At 56.8% G+C, this 16,055-nt stretch carries 13 protein-coding genes; 4 read left to right on the forward strand and 9 right to left on the reverse strand.

Features of this window, described 5'->3' with window-relative positions; genetic code table 11:
- Positions 1-51: 51 nt before the first annotated feature.
- Together iagB and ACTJJI_RS03300 are read left to right on the forward strand one after the other, a co-directional pair.
- Positions 52-504 carry a type III secretion system invasion protein IagB gene (iagB, locus tag ACTJJI_RS03295; RefSeq protein WP_323281501.1) on the forward strand — a complete coding sequence of 151 codons (453 nt, stop codon included), beginning with the start codon at positions 52-54 and terminating at the stop codon, positions 502-504.
- Between the two features lie 136 nt (positions 505-640).
- Positions 641-2,473 (forward strand): glycoside hydrolase family 19 protein, encoded by a 1,833-nt coding sequence (locus ACTJJI_RS03300; protein WP_046888136.1) that lies wholly within the window; start codon positions 641-643, stop codon positions 2,471-2,473.
- 96 nt (positions 2,474-2,569) lie between these two features.
- Here ACTJJI_RS03300 and ACTJJI_RS03305 read toward each other — a convergent pair whose 3' ends face one another.
- From ACTJJI_RS03305 to poxB, 4 genes are all read right to left on the reverse strand, one after another.
- Positions 2,570-3,583, reverse strand: a complete 1,014-nt coding sequence (locus ACTJJI_RS03305; protein WP_014831256.1) for an NAD-dependent epimerase/dehydratase family protein — start codon at positions 3,581-3,583, stop codon at positions 2,570-2,572.
- Between the two features lie 92 nt (positions 3,584-3,675).
- The gene (locus tag ACTJJI_RS03310; RefSeq protein WP_440653031.1) at positions 3,676-5,112 is read right to left on the reverse strand and encodes a DUF2867 domain-containing protein; all 1,437 of its coding nucleotides are present in this window, start codon (positions 5,110-5,112) and stop codon (positions 3,676-3,678) included.
- Positions 5,113-5,122: 10 nt separating this feature from the next.
- Positions 5,123-6,124 (reverse strand): low-specificity L-threonine aldolase, encoded by a 1,002-nt coding sequence (gene ltaE / locus ACTJJI_RS03315; RefSeq protein ID WP_063425800.1) that lies wholly within the window; start codon positions 6,122-6,124, stop codon positions 5,123-5,125.
- Positions 6,125-6,162: 38 nt separating this feature from the next.
- Positions 6,163-7,881, reverse strand: a complete 1,719-nt coding sequence (gene poxB, locus ACTJJI_RS03320) for a ubiquinone-dependent pyruvate dehydrogenase (protein ID WP_046888139.1) — start codon at positions 7,879-7,881, stop codon at positions 6,163-6,165.
- A 152-nt stretch (positions 7,882-8,033) separates the two neighbouring features.
- Here poxB and ACTJJI_RS03325 point away from each other — a divergent pair, with 152 nt between their 5' ends.
- Positions 8,034-8,468 carry a DoxX family protein gene (locus ACTJJI_RS03325; protein ID WP_050859812.1) on the forward strand — a complete coding sequence of 145 codons (435 nt, stop codon included), beginning with the start codon at positions 8,034-8,036 and terminating at the stop codon, positions 8,466-8,468.
- 58 nt (positions 8,469-8,526) lie between these two features.
- Here the strand turns inward: ACTJJI_RS03325 and hcr are convergent, their stop codons facing one another.
- From hcr to aqpZ, 4 genes are all read right to left on the reverse strand, one after another.
- Positions 8,527-9,495 (reverse strand): NADH oxidoreductase, encoded by a 969-nt coding sequence (gene hcr / locus ACTJJI_RS03330; RefSeq protein ID WP_440653034.1) that lies wholly within the window; start codon positions 9,493-9,495, stop codon positions 8,527-8,529.
- Between the two features lie 10 nt (positions 9,496-9,505).
- Positions 9,506-11,158 carry a hydroxylamine reductase gene (gene hcp / locus ACTJJI_RS03335; RefSeq protein ID WP_440653036.1) on the reverse strand — a complete coding sequence of 551 codons (1,653 nt, stop codon included), beginning with the start codon at positions 11,156-11,158 and terminating at the stop codon, positions 9,506-9,508.
- A gap of 144 nt (positions 11,159-11,302) precedes the next feature.
- Entirely contained in the window at positions 11,303-12,202 is a 900-nt protein-coding gene (locus ACTJJI_RS03340; RefSeq protein WP_047362285.1) for a lysine exporter LysO family protein, read from the reverse strand.
- Between the two features lie 158 nt (positions 12,203-12,360).
- Positions 12,361-13,056: an aquaporin Z gene (gene aqpZ, locus ACTJJI_RS03345; RefSeq protein WP_014831264.1), complete on the reverse strand. Its 696-nt coding sequence runs from the start codon at positions 13,054-13,056 to the stop codon at positions 12,361-12,363.
- A gap of 372 nt (positions 13,057-13,428) precedes the next feature.
- Here aqpZ and ACTJJI_RS03350 point away from each other — a divergent pair, with 372 nt between their 5' ends.
- Positions 13,429-15,087, forward strand: coding sequence for an ATP-dependent endonuclease (locus tag ACTJJI_RS03350; protein WP_047362284.1), 1,659 nt, complete (start codon positions 13,429-13,431; stop codon positions 15,085-15,087).
- Here ACTJJI_RS03350 and ACTJJI_RS03355 read toward each other — a convergent pair.
- On the reverse strand, positions 15,084-16,040 hold the full coding sequence (locus ACTJJI_RS03355; protein WP_046888142.1) for a VirK/YbjX family protein: 957 nt from the start codon (positions 16,038-16,040) through the stop codon (positions 15,084-15,086). The two genes, ACTJJI_RS03350 and ACTJJI_RS03355, sit on opposite strands and share 4 nt — an antisense overlap.
- Positions 16,041-16,055 lie beyond the last annotated feature (15 nt).

Here is a 16,055-nt window from a genome sequence, read left to right on the forward strand (position 1 = left end):
CTTTAACAGGACGTGTTTGAGGAGAATAATAAACGGCCACACAGGTGAATCATGAAAAGGTTTTTGTTTCTGTTATTGATATTAAGCCAAAGCGCATTTGCGAATTGCTGGAATAAAGCGGCGCATTATTATCATATTGATCCGTTTTTACTCTATGCCATCGCCAATGTGGAATCGGGAATGAACCCGTACGCCATTGGCATTAATCATGACGGAACGCGCGATGTCGGTTTAATGCAAATTAACAGCTCGCACTTTCCTGAACTCAGGCGCAAAGGTATTAACGAAAACCGCCTGATGACAGAACCCTGCACCTCCATTATGGTCGGCGCCTCTATTTTGTCGGGCATGATTAAGGTTTATGGATACAACTGGGAAGCCGTTGGCGCCTATAACGCCGGGCTTAAAAAGGAAAACTATCCCCAACGAATGGTGTATGCCCATAAAGTCTGGCGAAAGTATCAGCAGTTAAAATTAGCCGCCCGTGACAGAACCAACTGGTGAGTTTTTTCTTTTTTGAAGAGTACCCACCCGTATTCTTCAGAAAATGAAAAGCAGCTGTCTGGCGTTTATTTATTAACGGATTAATAAATAAACCTGGATTTATTTAACGTTATCGACATTAACAGGAATAACCGAGATGAATAAAAGGACATTACTGAGCGTGCTTATTGCCGGTGCCTGCGTAGCACCGGTTATTGCTCAGGCTACCATGCTGAAGGCGGAAAGCAGCCAGCCTTACACCATCAAAGCCAGCGATCTGGCCAAAAAGGAAAAAGAGCTCACCGATTTCCCGCTGATGAAATCCGTGAAAGATACTATCCGTACGCTGGACAATGCTCAGGTAGAGCAGATTGAGCCAGGCCGTGCAGCAAACCCGGCAAACGTGAAACGCGTTGAAGGGATCCTCAAAGAGAGCGACTGGGAATATCTGTTCCCGCTGCGCGCGAAGGATTACAGCTACAGCAACTTCCTGAAAGCCGTAGGTAAATTCCCGGCGCTGTGTGATACCTACAATGATGGTCGCGACAGCGAAGCCATTTGCCGTAAAGAGCTGGCAACCATGTTTGCCCACTTCGCACAGGAAACCGGTGGTCACGAAAGCTGGCGTCCGGAAGCCGAATGGCGTCAGGCGCTGGTCTATGTGCGTGAGATGGGCTGGAGCGAAGGCCAGAAGGGCGGCTATAACGGGGAATGTAATCCGGATGTCTGGCAGGGTCAGACCTGGCCATGCGGTAAAGACAAAGATGGCGACTTCCTGAGCTACTTTGGTCGCGGTGCTAAGCAGTTGTCCTACAACTACAACTACGGTCCATTCTCCGAAGCGATGTACGGCGATGTCCGCACACTGCTCGATAAACCTGAGCTGGTGGCCGACACCTGGCTGAACCTGGCCAGTGCGATCTTCTTCTTTGCCTACCCGCAGCCGCCAAAACCAAGCATGCTGCAGGTTATTGACGGCACCTGGCAGCCGAACGATCACGATAAAGCCAACGGCCTTGTCCCTGGCTTCGGCGTGACCACCCAGATCATTAACGGCGGCGTAGAGTGCGGTGGCCCGACTGAAATTGCCCAGTCTCAGAACCGTATCAAATACTACAAAGAGTTCGCTAACTACCTGAAAGTCCCTGTACCGGCTGACGAAGTGCTTGGCTGTGCCAACATGAAGCAGTTCGATGAAGGTGGCGCAGGCGCCCTGAAGATCTACTGGGAACAGGACTGGGGATGGAGCGCAGATACCCCTGATGGTAAGACCTATGCTTGCCAGCTGGTGGGTTATCAGACGCCATTCAGCGCGTTTAAAGACGGCGACTACACTAAATGTGTACAGAAGTTCTTCAACGTGAATATCGTGAACGATGATGGCTCAGCCGTGACGCCTGACGAAGATAAGGTTACGCCGACGCCAGACGAAAATGTGACCCCAACGCCTGACGAAAACGTCACCCCAACGCCGGATGAAGATACCGTTCCTGTGCCGGCAAACCACGCCCCGGTGGCGCAGATTGCAGGGCCGATTGGTGCGGTCGAAGCGGGTGCGCAGGTCTCCCTGAGTGCAGAAGGTTCTACCGATGAAGACGGCAATAAGCTGACCTACACCTGGCGTTCCCAGGACGGCCAGACCGTTACCGGCGACGATAAAGCGGTGGTGACCTTCAACGCACCGGAAGCCGCGACGGCGCAGCAGTATGAAATCAGCCTGACCGTCAGCGACGGCGAGCTGAGCAGCACCACCTCGTACCTGCTGAACGTAAAAGCTAAGGCCGCCACACCGTCTCAGGACGAAGGCACGTCTGGCACTTACCCGGCGTGGAGCGCGAACAGTAAGTACAGCGCGGGCGATATCGTGAACAACCACGGTAAACTGTTCCAGTGCAAACCGTTCCCGTACAGCGGCTGGTGTAACAACGCACCAATGTACTATGAACCAGGCGCAGGTCTGGCATGGTCTGAGGCCTGGACGGCTCTGTAAAAGCAAAACGGCAACCTTCGGGTTGCCGTTTTAGTATTGACACCCTCTCCCTGTGGGAGAGGGCCGGGGTGAGGGCATCAGGCCGCACCCAATTAACTACCGATGCAACTTCCCGTGGTCCCGCAGCCACGCCGCGGTGCGCACAATCCCTTCATCCAGCGTCACAATCGGCTTATACCCCAGCTCATTCTCCGCACGCGAAATATCCAGCGTAAAATCAAAATTCAACTTCGATACGCCGTAATGCGTCAGTGCCGGCTCTTTGGCGGACTTGCTGCCAAAACGCTCCATGCTGCGGGCAATCATATCCAGCATGGGGTAAGGCACCGAGCGAATACGACAGTCTATCTGCAGTTCGTCGATCAGACGCTGCACAATGCTGCGCAGGGTGCAGGGTTCGCCGTTGGTAATGTTATAGGCGCGGCCAGACACCAGATTATCGCTGTCCGGCTGGCTCGCCAGCCACATGGCGTGCACGGCATTTTCGTAGTAAGTCATATCCACCAGCGCATCGCCGCCGCGGGGCAGCAGCACGCTGCCGTAGTGGTGCATCATCTGCGCCAGACGCGGGATAAACACTTTGTCATGCGGCCCGAACAGGCTTTGTGGACGCAGTATCGTAAAGCGCGTATGCGGGTTCGACTGCGCCAGCAGGTCGATCACCTCTTCGCTGGCCGCCTTGCTGCGGGCAAACTCACAGGCAAAACGGGCCGGACGGAACTCTTCCTGGATATCCCGGTGGTGGTGATAGTCGAAGTAGAGCGACGGGGAGGAGATATGAATAAAGTTACGCACGCCCCAGGCGACGGCCCATTCGCCCAGACGGCGCGTGGCGCGCACGTTGGCGAGATCGAAGGCTTCCTGGGTACCCCACGGTGAGGTAAAGCTGGAGCAGTGCCACAGGGTGTCGATTCCGGCGAGCATCACTTTCGCCTGAGAGGAGACCAGCTCCGTCAGATCGGCATGGACAAACTCTGCGCCCATTTTTTGCAGCAGTTTTCCCATCGCTTCGTTGCGACCGGTAGCCCTGACGCTGATGCCCTTGTTGCGCAGAAATTCGACCGCATTTCGGCCTAAGCCGCTGGTCGCCCCGGTAACCAGTACCTTCATATCAATCCACTGTGTTGAAAAGAATTTCGTGCGCATTCTTTCGTGAATTACGGCGCTATGCAATGGGAAAGGTGAAAGAAAGAGAGTTTTATTTAGATCTTTTCCGTCTTTTGTTCTGCGAGGTGTGCAATGCGTTTCGCCATCCCACGGAAGATAAACAGGTGCGCCGGGATCATAAACAACCAGTAGAACAGACCCGGCATCCCGTGCGGATGCCACCAGGCGCGGACGTCCAGTTCACGGTAATCGCCTTTGTCTTTCAGGGTGAAGCAGAGCCGTCCCAGACCCGGTGCTTTCATGCCGAACAGCAGCGCCAGCTGTTTTTCCGGTTCGACGATGATGACTTTCCAGCTGTCGACCGTATCACCCACCTCAAGATACGGGCGAGCAGGGCGGCCTTTCGCCAGCCGGTGGCCCACCAGCAGATCCATCGCTCCGCGGGTTTGCCAGAGAATATTGCCGAAGAAATATCGCTCTTTGCCGCCGATCTGGTTCACCACCTCCCACAGCGATGTCAGGCTGGCCGAGGTTTTCACCATGCAGCCCGCCTGTTTTGGGTAATAACCGTACTCCGGCCGCCAGCGGGCAAACGCCTGCGCGTCGTAGCCCCAGTCGCTGGAGTTCACCAGCTTCTCTTCTTCTTTCAGGGTATGGCGTACGGCGTCGTCAAAACGGATCAGCGTCTGCGGGATTAATGCGCGCAGTTCGCGATCGTCCGCCAGCAGATCGTGTTTCAGCCCCTGGATCAGCGCTTTCGCAGTGGTCGGCGGCACCGAGGTGATGACATTTAAAAACCACACGGAGATCCAGCGGGTCGGGAAGGGGATGGGGATCAGCCAGCGTCGGCGGCCGCTGACGCGCATAAAATGCTCGAACTGTTCCTGATAGCTGAGCACTTCCGGTCCCGCGGCTTCAAGCACCCGGTGCGCTTCGGCGGGATGGTCCAGCAGCGCCACCAGGTAATGCAGCAGGTTCTCCAGGGCAATCGGCGTGGTGCACGAGCGTACCCAGCGCGGTGGCGTGAGCACCGGCAGGTTGTAGACCATATCGCGCATCACTTCGAAGGCGGCAGAGCCCGCGCCGACGATGATCCCCGCCCGCAGTTCGGTGACGGGGATATCCGCGCTGCGCAAGGTGTCCGCAGTAAGCTGACGGGCGCGCAGGTGGTCCGACTGCTCATTTTCGGGCGCCTGGAGCGAGCTTAAAAAAATCACCTGCTTAACCGGCGTTTGCCGCAGGGCATCGCGGACGTTCAGGGCCACCTGACGTTCATGGGCGATAAAATCGCCGCCTTCGCCCATGCTGTGCACCAGGTAATACAGCGTGTCGACACCTTCCAGCAGCGCGGGCAGCGACTCTGGCCAGTTAAGGTCGACGTTGTGGCAGGTGACGCCAGGCAGGTTCAGTTTTTGCAGGCGTTCCGTGTTGCGTGCCGCCGCCAGCACCTGATGCCCCTGCTGGCTTAACGCCGTGGTCAGATGCTGACCGATATACCCGCTGGCACCGAGCACCAGAATACGTTGCGGCACGTTCTGCTCCTTAACGCTGTAAAAACGCCTGCCAGTGTTTCACGACGTCCATTAACTGCTCGCGATTGACGTCGAGGTGCATCACCAGACGCACAACAGGTGACGCGTTGATCAGGACGCCACGCGCTTTCATAAATTCACCAAGCGCAGCGGCGTGGTCATCGCCCACGCGAACAAACAGCATGTTGGTGTCGTGACGCATCACATCGGCACCCACTTCACGCAGCTGCGCTGCCATCCACGCGGCGTTGTCGTGATCGTCCTTGAGACGCGCCACGTTGTTTTTGAGCGCATACAGTCCGGCCGCGGCCAGAATACCGGCCTGACGCATGCCGCCGCCGGTCATTTTACGCCAGCGGTTGGCGCGCTTGATGTAGTCCGCATTGCCGACCAGCAGGGATCCCACCGGGGTGCCCAGCCCTTTAGAGAGGCAGATGGTGAACGAGTCACAATATTGCGTAATCTCTTTTAGCTCGCAGCCGTACGCCACCACGGCGTTAAAGATCCGCGCGCCGTCCACGTGCAGCCCCAGCTTGCGCTCGCGGGTAAACTCCCACGCTGCTTTCAGGTACTCGCGTGGCAGGACTTTACCGTTGTGGGTGTTTTCAAGGCTGAGCAATCTGGTGCGGGCGAAATGGATATCGTCGGCTTTGATTTTTGCGGCGACTTTATCCAGCGGCAGGGAGCCGTCCGGCGCGGCGTCGATAGGCTGCGGCTGAATGCTGCCGAGCACTGCGGCACCGCCCGCTTCGTACAGGTAGTTATGCGCGCCCTGGCCGACAATATACTCTTCGCCGCGTTCGCAGTGGCTGAGCAGCGCCACCAGGTTGGCCTGTGTACCGGTAGGCAGGAACAGGGCGGCCTCTTTACCGCTGAGTTCTGCGGCATAGCGCTGCAGTTCGTTCACCGTTGGATCGTCACCGTAGACGTCGTCCCCGACCGGGGCGGCCATCATCTCTTCGAGCATGGCGCGACTCGGTCGGGTAACGGTATCGCTGCGTAAATCAATCATTTCACATCCCTTTAATTTAAGAGGTCATGCGAAATGTTTTACCTGAGCCAGTTGGTTTTTGCCAGTTCGATCACCTCATCACCACGGCCGCTGATGATCGCCCGCAGCATGTAGAGGCTAAAGCCCTTGGCCTGCTCCAGCTTGATCTGTGGCGGGATCGCCAGCTCCTCTTTGGCGACGACGACATCCACCAGCACCGGGCCGTCGATGGAAAACGCCCGTTGCAGGGCTTCATCCACATCGGAGGCTTTCTCCACGCGGATACCGGTTATGCCGCAGGCTTCGGCAATGCGGGCGAAGTTGGTGTCGTGCAGCTCGGTGCCGTCCGTCAGATAGCCCCCGGCCTTCATCTCCATCGCCACAAAGCCCAGCACGCTGTTATTGAAGACCACGATTTTCAGCGGCAGCTTCATCTGCACCACCGACAGGAAATCGCCCATCAGCATACTGAACCCGCCGTCACCGCACATCGCCACCACCTGACGCTCCGGGGCGGTGGCTTTGGCGCCCAGCGCCTGCGGCATGGCGTTGGCCATCGAGCCGTGGTTGAACGAGCCGAGCAAGCGGCGTTTGCCGTTCATCTTCAGGTAGCGTGCCGCCCAGACGGTGGGCGTGCCCACGTCGCAGGTGAAGATGGCATCGTCGTCCGCGAAGTGGCTGATCTGCTGCGCGAGATACTGCGGGTGGATGGCTTTGTCGCTCGGTTTGGCGAGATCGTCCAGACTCTTACGCGCATCGCGGTAATCGCTCAGGGCTTTGTCGAGGAATTTGCGATCCGTTTTCTCTTCCAGCAGCGGCAGCAGGGCGGCAAGGGTGGATTTGATGTCGCCCACCAGCGCCATATCGACCTTGCTGTGTGCACCGATGCTGGCCGGGTTGATATCGATCTGAATGATTTTGGCATCCGTCGGGTAGAACGCGCGATAGGGGAACTGGGTACCGAGCAGAATCAGCGTGTCGGCATTCATCATGGTATGGAAGCCGGACGAAAAACCGATCAGCCCGGTCATGCCCACGTCGTAAGGGTTATCGTACTCGACGTGCTCTTTGCCGCGCAGGGCATGAACAATTGGGGCTTTTAGCTTACCCGCAAATTCAAGGAGCTCTTCGTGCGCGCCCGCACAGCCGCTGCCGCACATCAGGGCAATATTGCTGGCGTAACGCAGCAGTTGCGCCAGCTTTTTTAGCTCCTCTTCGGCTGGCGTCACCACCGGCTGCGGGGCGTGGTACCAGTGGGTGCTCGCCCCTTCCGGCGCGGCCTTGAGTGCCACATCTCCCGGGATGACGACCACGGAAACGCCACGGTTTAGCACGGCCTTGCGCATGGCGATCGCCAGAACCTGCGGGATCTGCTCCGGCGACGACACCAGCTCGCAATAGTGGCTGCATTCACGGAACAGCTCCTGCGGATGCGTCTCCTGAAAATAGCCACTGCCGATTTCAGATGAGGGAATATGGGCGGCAATCGCCAGCACCGGCACGTGATTGCGATGACAGTCAAACAGCCCGTTAATGAGATGCAGGTTGCCCGGCCCACACGACCCGGCGCAGACGGCCAGCTCCCCGGTGAGCTGCGCTTCGGCCCCGGCGGCAAAGGCGGCCACCTCCTCATGACGGGTCGGCATCCATTCAATGGTCTTCATCTTATTCAGGCTATCGCTCAGCCCGTTCAGTGAATCGCCGGTTACGCCCCAGATACGTTTTACACCTGCCTGTTCAAGGGTCTTCGCTATGTATGCAGCCACGGTTTGTTTCATGGTTGTCCGTCTCCTTTTTGTGATATCGCTTACAAGCTTAGAAGAAAGTCACTGTATTGCCTGCACAATACCCCTCATTTCAGGGTGGTTTTCACCGGCAATGATTCGGCATACTCTGGCGACAGATTGGGTGAAAACGGGAATTATTTCAGATGGTTAAATCATTGTTAATTGCTGTAAACGAAAAGCTAACGTGCGACGATCTCGGCAAACTCTTGTTACGACTTGCCGTCGGTGGGCTGATGTTGTTTCACGGATTACACAAGTTATTTGGCGGTGTGGGCTTCATCAGCGGCCTGCTGGTGGAAAAAGGGCTGCCGGGATTTATTGCTTACGGCGTATTGATTGGCGAAGTGGTGGCACCGATCCTGATCATTGTCGGTCTTTTCACGCGTCCGGCTGCGCTGGTACTGGCGTTTACCATGATTGTGGCGTGGCTGATGGTGGGCACGGACAAAACCTTTGCTCTCGATGCCGTCGGTGCGTGGGCCATTGAGAGCCTGGTGTACTTCTTTATCGGTTCGCTGGCGGTGGTGTTTTTAGGGGCAGGGCGGTACGCGGTAGGGAAAGCGCCCGCGTGGCGGTAGGGGAAAAAAAGCCCGGTGGCGCTGGCGCTTACCGGGCCTACGATGACACGTTTAACGATTACGCGAGCACAAGATCGCCCTGCGGATGGCAGGAACACGCCAGCACATAACCTTCAGCAATTTCTGCATCGGTCAGCGTCATGGTGCTGGTCACGGTGTACTCCCCGGAGACTACCTTCGTTTTACAGCATCCGCATACGCCCGCGCGACAGGCAGCCACCACCGGCACCTTATTGCTTTCCAGCGCCTCCAGCAGCGTGGTGCCGACGCGGCCAAAGAAGGTTTGTGCCGGTTGCAGTTTGGTGAACTGAATCCCGCTGGTTGCCGCCTCCGCCACCGGCGTGAAGAACTGCTCTTTGCAGAAGCGGGTTACGCCCAGGGCTTTCACTTCCTGTTCCACAATCTCCATATACGGTGCCGGGCCGCAGGTCATCACGGTACGGTTCGCTATATCGGGCACGCGTTGCAGCAGCTCGCGGCTCAGACGTCCCTCGACAAAACCGTGCGTCGCGTTGTGCTCCGCCACCAGCGTCACCGGGTAGTTGCGCCACTCATCGGCAAAGATCACATCGTCCGGCGAGCGCACGCTGTAGATCACCTGCACGTCGGCCTGCGGGCGGTTTTTGGCCAGCCAGCGACGCATTGACATGATCGGCGTGACGCCACAGCCCGCGGCCAGCAGCAGGAATTTATCTTCGCTTTTGTCGTCACAGGTAAATTCCCCCTGAGCGTCAGAGAGCCAGATGTAATCCCCGCGCTTGACGTCACGCGTGAGCCACTGCGAGCCTGCACCGTCATCGATGCGGCGGATAGTGAGCGTAATGTATTCGCTGACGCCCGGCGTCGAGGAGATCGTGTAGGCGCGCAGGGTGTCCGCCGCGTTGCGGACACTGACCAGCGCATACTGACCGGCACGGTACGGGTAGTAGTCATGGCACAGCAGCGACAGCGTCCACACATCCGGCGTCTCCTGATGGATGTGATGAACCTGCATCCGCCACGGGCACTGAGAGGTTGGCATGGTCATGAAATACTCCTTACGCGCTCAGCAGTTGCTGCATATCTTCTTCAACGGTGGTCACGGAACGCAGACCGAATTTCTCGTTCAGCACGGCCAGCAGGTCCGGCGTCAGGAAGCCTGGCGCGGTCGGGCCGGTGACGATATTGGTTACGCCCAGAGAGAGCAGGGTCAGCAGGATCACAATCGCTTTCTGCTCGAACCAGGAGAGCACCAGCGACAGCGGCAGATCGTTCACGCCGCAGCCCAGTTTCTCCGCCAGCGTGACCGCCAGAATGATGGCTGAATAGGCATCGTTACACTGACCAGCATCCACCAGACGCGGCAGCCCTTCAATGTTGCCGAAGTCCAGCTTGTTGAAACGGTATTTACCGCAGGCCAGCGTCAGGATCAGGCAATCTTCCGGCACGCGGGTGGCGAAATCGGTGAAGTAGTTACGCTCACCGCGCGCGCCGTCACAGCCGCCAATCAGGAAGATGTGGCGCAGCTTTTCACGGCTGACAAGGTCAATCAGCGAGTCTGCGGCGCCGAGCAGCGTTTCGCGGCCAAAACCGACGGTGATGAGGTGTGGAATTTCGCTGTACGGGAAGCCCGCCATCTGCTGCGCCTGGGCGATCACCGGACCGAAATCGTCACCTTCAAGGTGGCTCACGCCCGGCCAGCCGACGATGCTGCGGGTCCAGATGCGGTCATCATACGCGCCGACGGTCGGGTCGATGATGCAGTTAGAGGTCATCACAATTGGGCCCGGGAAGCGGGCAAACTCAACCTGCTGATTCTGCCAGCCGCTGCCGTAGTTCCCGATCAGGTGTTTGAATTTACGCAGTTCCGGGTAGCCGTGTGCGGGCAGCATTTCGCCGTGGGTATAAACGTTAACGCCGGTGCCTTCGGTCTGCTTCAGCAGGTTGTGGAGATCTTTCAGGTCGTGGCCGGAGATGAGAATACATTTGCCTTCGGTCGCTTTCACATTGACCTGCGTTGGCGTTGGATGACCGTAGGTGCTGGTTTCACCGGCATCCAGAATGCTCATCACTTTGAAGTTCATCTGGCCGATTTCCATGGAGCACTCAAGCAGCGCATTCATATCGGCAGGCCAGGTGCCCAGCCACGCCATGATTTTGTGGTACTGCGCGTAGATGTCGTTATCGTACTGACCGAGCACGTGCGCGTGCTCCATATAGGCTGCGGCACCTTTCAGGCCGTACAGGCACAGCAGGCGCAGGCCGAGAATGTTCTCGCCAATCGCCGCTTTGTCTTTGTTCGGGGTAAATTCTGCGGCCTGACGCTGTAATTCGCCCAGATCGTCGCTCACCAGCTGCAGTTCTGACATCGGGTTGTCCACGCGGGCGCTGGCATCGGCATTCAGGCACTGCGCTTTCAGGGCTTCACGCAGGGCAATGGCTTCACGGGCGTACCCGACAATGCGCGGCGAATCAAAGTTGACGTTAGTCAGCGTGGAGAAAAAGGCGCGCGGCGCAAAGCTGTCTACGTAGTGGTCGACAATACCGCACTCACGGGCTTTTGAGGCCCAGGCGGAAAGCCCCTGCAGGGCAGCAATCAGCAGATCCTGCAGGTCTGATGTCTCTGCGGTTTTACCGCACATACCCTGCGCGTAAGAACAGCCATTGCCTGCCGGGGTACGGATAGTTTGTTCACATTGCACACAAAACATAATCACACCTGTTAAAGTTATATTTGATATACATGTTTAAGGTTATGCCTGTGCCACAACGCTGAAAAGGGCTTTCTTGTACTAAGTGGAGGGAGATTGATTTAGCGCAATTTTGGCGGCAGGAGCCCTACCGCCAGAGAGGTATCAGGCGGAGAAAAAGGCCATCAGAACAGGCACCAGCAGGCTCAGAATAAAGCCGTGCACAATGGCGGCGGGCACCATCTCCAGACCCCCTGAACGTTGTAATACTGGCAGGGTAAAGTCCATCGACGTGGCACCGCACAGACCCAGCGCGGTAGAGCGGCTGCGGCGAACCAGACCCGGGATCAGCATGATGGCGATTAACTCCCGCGCCAGGTCGTTAAAGAAGGCTGCGCTGCCAATCACCGGACCGAATGATTCGGTCAGCAGGATACCGGAAAGGGAATACCAGCCGAATCCGGAGGCCATGGCCAGCCCGGTTTTCAACGGCAGGTCGAGAATAAAGGCGTTAATCACCCCAGCGACCATTGAGCTGGCGACCACGATAACGGCAACAATCATTCCCCGACGATTCAGGACAATCTGTTTCAGCGTCATGCCATTATTGCGTAACTGGATACCAATAAGGAACAGCAGGAAGATCAGGGTATATTCGCTGGCTTCGGTGGCGTGCTGTAAAAAAGACCATCCGGTGAGCCCAAGCACAAAACCGAGCACCACGACGCCGCACAGTTTTAATGATTCCAGCGCCATCGCAATTCGGGAGGGCAGTTTTTCCTGATGGTGGTGGTTTTTCCACGGAATAGTACGCTCAAGCCAGAATAGCGCGGCGATATTGCAGAACAAAATAACCACAACAGTCACGGCAGAATAATGCAGGATCGCCAGCAGATTGGTCGCCAGGTTATCCAGAAAGGCCAGGCTAATCCCCATAAAGAAAAGAATGACGTAAACAATCCAGCTGAGAAAACGGTTGATAAGCCGTAATGCGGATTCACGACGCAGCGGAATCAGGTAGCCCACGATTAAGGGCAGGAGAATAATGAGGAGTCCTGAAAACATGAACAACCGGTCCTTGTGAGTATCTGTTAAGCGCCAGAGACACTACCCAATAAAGGCTGTTCAGTAAAGCGGCAAAAAGAAAGCCGGGTGGCGGCTGCGCCTTACCCGGCCTGTTGTCCTCACCCCGGCCCTCTCCCACAGGGAGAGGGAGGGAAAGATTAATCGCGTTTTTCCAGCAGGGTGCGATACAGCACGCCGCCCAGAATACCGCCGACGATCGGCATAACCCAGAACAGCCACAGCTGCTCAAGTGCCCAACCGCCCTGGAAGATGGCGACAGCGGTACTGCGCGCCGGGTTCACAGAAGTGTTGGTCACCGGAATGGAGATCAGGTGGATCAGGGTCAGTGCCAGACCAATGGCGATGGGCGCGAAGCCCGCAGGGGCGTATTTGTCGGTCGCGCCGTGGATCACCAGCAGGAAGCCGGCGGTCAGCACAATTTCAATCACAATGGCGGAGAGCATGGAGTAGCCGCCAGGCGAATGCTCACCGAAGCCGTTGGACGCAAAACCGCTGGCTGCGGCGTCAAAGCCGGCTTTACCGCTGGCAATCACGTACAGAACGCCTGCAGCAATAATACCGCCCACGACCTGAGCGACAATATAACCAATGACCTCTTTGGCCGGGAAACGACCACCGGCCCATAAGCCTAATGTCACAGCCGGGTTAAAATGACCACCGGAAATATGTCCCACGGCGAAGGCCATGGTTAATACCGTTAAACCAAATGCCAGCGCGACGCCGACAAAACCAATGCCGAGTTCCGGAAATGCTGCTGCCAGAACGGCACTACCGCAGCCACCAAACACCAGCCAGAATGTACCAAAGCATTCTGCTGCTAATTTTCTGAACATAACCACCTCAATAAACTTCCGCACGCTTTCCCGCGCGCGGGATATATCGCCATAAAGGGATGACGACTCAAAGAGCCCGTATTTTAAAAACCAATAACACCCCTTCGCCACTTAAATAAATTCGGTTAATTTGATTTAAGGCAATGTGATGTCGATCCTTGTTCAAACTGGAGGTGAATAGAGCATAGTCCAATTTGCGGGCAGTAGTTTGTTGTGCTGTTGAAACTATTTCAAATGAAACTTGCCACGTAAATTCTTAATTTTTTCGCGCCTGCAAAGAATAATCGGGACGTATGGCAGTGTTCTGCACGGCATCCTCCCGCTATACTGCTGATAACTTAAAGGAAAAAGTGGTCATTTCTCGGGGGATGTATGCTTCTCGAACGTGTGGATATTGTCGGGTTTCGCGGTATAAACCGCCTGTCACTGCATCTGGAGCAGAACAACGTCCTGATCGGTGAGAACGCCTGGGGTAAGTCCAGCCTGCTGGATGCGCTGACGCTGCTGCTGTCGCCCGAAGGCGATTTGTACCACTTCGTGCATGACGATTTCTGGTTTCCGCCCGGCGATGTCAACGGCCGCGAGAAGCATCTCCATATTATTCTGACCTTCCGTGAATCCGAGCCAGGGCGTCACCGCGTGCGTCGTTTCCGCCCTATGTCACCGTGCTGGGTTCAGAGCGACGATGGCTTCCACCGTATTTTTTATCGCCTGGAAGGCGAGATGTCAGAGAACGACGGGGTACTGACCCTGCGTGATTTTCTTGACGAAAAGGGCAACCCCATCCCGCTGGACAATATCGACGACCTGGCCCGCCATCTGATCCGTCTCTCCCCGGTGTTACGCTTGCGCGACGCGCGTTTTATGCGGCGTATCCGTAACGGTACCGTGCCAAATATGCCGGAAGTGGAAGTCACCGCCCGCGAGCTTGATTTCCTGGCACGCGAGCTGGTTTCGCGTCCGCAAAATCTCACCGATGGGCAAATCCGCCAGGGGCTCTCTGCCATGGTGCAACTGCTGGAGCACTATTTTTCCGAGCAGGGGACGTCACAATCGCGCCATCGTCTGATGCGCCGCCGTTCCCACGATGAGCAGCGAAGCTGGCGTTATCTCGACATCATTAACCGGATGATCGACCGGCCCGGTGGGCGCACCCATCGGGTGATTTTACTGGGGCTGTTTTCCACGCTTCTGCAGGCCAAAGGAACCGTTCGTCTGGATCGCGATGCGCGTCCGCTGCTGCTGGTGGAAGACCCGGAAACACGTCTGCACCCGATCATGCTCTCCGTTGCCTGGCACCTGCTGAATCTGCTGCCGCTTCAGCGCATTACCACCACCAATTCCGGCGAACTGTTGTCTCTGACGCCGGTCGAGTATGTTTGCCGCCTGGTGCGTGAATCATCGCGTGTTTCTGCTTACCGGTTGGGGCCGGGGGGACTGAATGCGGAGGATGGTCGCCGTATCGCGTTTCATATCCGCTTTAATCGTGCCTCGTCGCTGTTTGCCCGCTGCTGGCTCCTGGTGGAGGGGGAAACCGAGACCTGGGTCATCAACGAGCTGGCGCGCCAGTGTGGTCACCATTTTGATGCGGAAGGGATTAAGGTCATCGAGTTTGCGCAGTCAGGATTAAAACCGCTGATCAAATTCGCCCGGCGGATGGGCATCGAATGGCACGTGCTGGTCGACGGCGATGAGGCGGGGAAAAAATATGCGTCTACCGTGCGTAGCCTGTTAAACGATGAGCGAGAAGAGGAGCGCGACCATTTAACCATGCTGCCGGCGATGGACATGGAGCACTTTATGTATCGCCAGGGGTTCGACGATGTGTTCCACCGGATAGCGATGGTGCCGGTCGATGTGCCGATGAACATGCGGCGCGTGATTGCCAAAGCGATCCACCGCTCTTCGAAGCCGGATTTAGCCATTGAAGTGGCGACAGAAGCGGGAAGGCGGGGGGTGGAGTCAGTGCCGACGCTGCTGCGCAAAATGTTCTCCCGCGTCCTGTGGCTGGCACGCGGGAAAGCCGATTAACGCCGGGTTGCCTGGGTGACCTGCTCCGTCAGGCTATCCAGCAGCTCATAGCGGCGGCGGTATTCAGCCCGTTTTTTACTGGCAATCTCTTCCATGGACTTACGCGGCATGGCAAGCGGTAGCACGAAGTTACCGTTATCCTGTTTGTGTCCGCCGAGGGAGATCCAGAAGCTGTCGTAATCCGCCAGCAGTTTCCCCTCTTTTTTCTTCCGGTAACGCCAGCTGCGATAGATGTGGGTGGCATTACTCACCGCGACAATCTGTTCCACCGGGAAAGCTCCGCCAAGCGTCATCGCGGTTTCAACCAGCAGACGTTTCGGGAACAGGCCATGGCACGCCTTGGTTGCTTTCTGGATCAGCTCATGCGGAACGTGGGCTTTCGCCCCTTGCAGGCCGCCGATAAAGAGTGTGCTTTTGCCTTCAAACGGGCACAGCGTAAACGTTATTTCCGCCAGCACGGTATCCTGATGATCACAGAAGACGAGGGTCGCTTCTCCTTCTTTATCCAGGAACGCATCGGCGCATAACCGAACGGTAAATTGCTGTTCATCCTTACCGGTTAAAGTCAGGAGCGTCACGCCCTGTTTAGAAAGATAGCCTTTGAGCAGCGCGGCCGGCAGGTGGTTGCTCATGGTCTGGTAGTGCCAGTTCAGGGCTTCCAGCGCATGCGGGCGATCCATATTCACGGTCAGCCACGGGCGGTGCAGGCGGCACGGCAGACCGGGCTGAACCTGCAGTATTTGCATCAGACGAGGCTGCTTTGCCAGGCTTGAGAGCAGGCGCGCGGTGCTGAGGGGCGTCGCCAGGGTGCGAAGCGCAAACTTACGTCGATAAGCAGGGTTTTGCCATGCCAGACCCGGCGTAATGGCACCGGTGACCAGGTTTTTAAACAGCTGCCAGCCGGATTTTGGCTGTGACGGAGTGGAATACGGTGTATCGACGATGGAAGACATGTGAGATCCTGCTTC

This window comes from Enterobacter sp. 22466 (assembly GCF_052044775.1).
In the GTDB taxonomy this organism is placed as follows: domain Bacteria; phylum Pseudomonadota; class Gammaproteobacteria; order Enterobacterales; family Enterobacteriaceae; genus Enterobacter; species Enterobacter dissolvens.

Bases quoted from the DNA above. Each gene is read 5' to 3' on its own strand.
- hcr (WP_440653034.1), bottom strand. From the start codon at position 9,495: ATGACCATGCCAACCTCTCAGTGCCCGTGGCGGATGCAGGTTCATCAC.
- ACTJJI_RS03340 (WP_047362285.1), bottom strand. From the start codon at position 12,202: ATGTTTTCAGGACTCCTCATTATTCTCCTGCCCTTAATCGTGGGCTAC.
- iagB (WP_323281501.1), top strand. From the start codon at position 52: ATGAAAAGGTTTTTGTTTCTGTTATTGATATTAAGCCAAAGCGCATTT.
- poxB (WP_046888139.1), bottom strand. From the start codon at position 7,881: ATGAAACAAACCGTGGCTGCATACATAGCGAAGACCCTTGAACAGGCA.
- ACTJJI_RS03355 (WP_046888142.1), bottom strand. From the start codon at position 16,040: ATGTCTTCCATCGTCGATACACCGTATTCCACTCCGTCACAGCCAAAA.
- ACTJJI_RS03350 (WP_047362284.1), top strand. From the start codon at position 13,429: ATGCTTCTCGAACGTGTGGATATTGTCGGGTTTCGCGGTATAAACCGC.
- ACTJJI_RS03325 (WP_050859812.1), top strand. From the start codon at position 8,034: ATGGTTAAATCATTGTTAATTGCTGTAAACGAAAAGCTAACGTGCGAC.
- ltaE (WP_063425800.1), bottom strand. From the start codon at position 6,124: ATGATTGATTTACGCAGCGATACCGTTACCCGACCGAGTCGCGCCATG.
- ACTJJI_RS03305 (WP_014831256.1), bottom strand. From the start codon at position 3,583: ATGAAGGTACTGGTTACCGGGGCGACCAGCGGCTTAGGCCGAAATGCG.
- aqpZ (WP_014831264.1), bottom strand. From the start codon at position 13,056: ATGTTCAGAAAATTAGCAGCAGAATGCTTTGGTACATTCTGGCTGGTG.
- ACTJJI_RS03300 (WP_046888136.1), top strand. From the start codon at position 641: ATGAATAAAAGGACATTACTGAGCGTGCTTATTGCCGGTGCCTGCGTA.
- hcp (WP_440653036.1), bottom strand. From the start codon at position 11,158: ATGTTTTGTGTGCAATGTGAACAAACTATCCGTACCCCGGCAGGCAAT.